The sequence below is a fragment of the Natrinema soli genome, from assembly GCF_028618695.1.
The window spans coordinates 1-1,294 of the sequence record NZ_JAQIVI010000794.1; the positions used below are offsets into that span (position 1 = coordinate 1).

Genomic DNA, 1,294 nt, shown 5'->3' on the forward strand with positions numbered 1-1,294 from the left:
AGCGGAGCCATCGGCAACGCCGGCGGAAAAAGCGACGAGCAACGGGCGACTGGCCTTTCGGTGGCGGCCGATCGCATCCGAACGGGACTCCGAATTCGGGACCGACGGCGGGGCCCGGGGGTACGACGGACGCCGACGGCGACGGTGGGGGCGGGTTCCGCTACGCCGTCCACGACTGGGACGGCGCGGTCGATCTCGAGTGGGAGGGACCGCTGATAGACGGGACGACGGCGATTTCGGTGGGATCGATCGCCGTCCTGTACCCGGTGCTCGTCGCCGCGAGTCTGACGCCGCTGTTTTCGATGCCGGTCAACGCGATCGTCGCCGCGTGCACGCTCCTGTTGATCGGCTACCTGCTCACGACGCCCCGACTCGCGATGGTGACGTTCGGCGTCTGGAGCGTCCTCTTTCCGGCCGAGATGGTGGGGTTTTCGCTGGTCGATCCGCTCTCACTCTTCGGTTTGCTGGCGCTCGGGTTCGCCTGGATTCCGTTCGGCTACGCCGTCGCCCTCTGGTGGGTTCTTCGGCCCTGAAAACCGATATTGAACTGTACGAGTAAATCTTCCAAATATACTCTGTCAGAGACATGGACGAGATTGGTCTTGATTCGGCAATAGGAGAAGCAAGTGTTCTGCTACCGTGGGCACTAGGGGAAGCCGCACCCTCCCCAGCCGATTCGCTCGTTCCCACTGGTCACTCGCTCATCCCTCGCACGATATCATTGACCGTCCTCACTATCGTTCGGACGGCCGACAGCGCGCGCCACCGCATCCGGTTGCCCAGTCAAGAACAAGGTTTGAGCTTGGCATCTAAATCAGTCCGAACCGTCGACAGCGTCGTCTTCGAGCGCGCTCGCGACCGCGTCCGTAACCCGCCCCGCGAGCGCGTCGCGCCGCCGGTGGTTTGCTTCGGAATCGAATTCGACGGCGAGGACCTGCGTGCCCGCGGCCTCGAGCGATCGGCGGTAGGCGGCCGCGAAGTCCGCGGGAGCCACGCGCTCGAACTCGAGACCGTACATCTCGCCGAGCGCGTCGAACTCGAGGCCGTGGGGCGTTTTGAACTGTTGGGAGAACGGCGGATCGAACTCCTCGATCGGGAGTTTGTGGAAGATACCGCCGCCGTCGTTGTCCAGCAGCACGATCGTCGCGTCCACGTCGCAGCGCTCGACGGCGAGCAATCCGTTCGAATCGTGATAGAACGCCAGGTCGCCGGTGACGAGCACGAGCGGGTCGTTGGTCGCGCTGCCGGCACCGAGCGCCGTGCTCGTGATCCCGTCGATCCCGCTCGCGCCGCG

1 protein-coding gene and 1 pseudogene are annotated in these 1,294 nt (G+C 64.8%); one reads left to right on the plus strand and one right to left on the minus strand.

What is annotated here, in order from left to right; genetic code table 11:
• Nucleotides 1–533 (plus strand): annotated as a pseudogene (locus PGX04_RS32685) (molecular chaperone DnaJ); the annotation flags it as partial.
• Nucleotides 534–814: 281 nt separating this feature from the next.
• On the opposite strand, the gene PGX04_RS32690 reads toward PGX04_RS32685, so the two are convergent.
• A partial coding sequence (locus PGX04_RS32690; protein ID WP_273742281.1) for a thiamine pyrophosphate-dependent enzyme occupies nucleotides 815–1,294 on the minus strand: 480 nt, incomplete at its 5' end.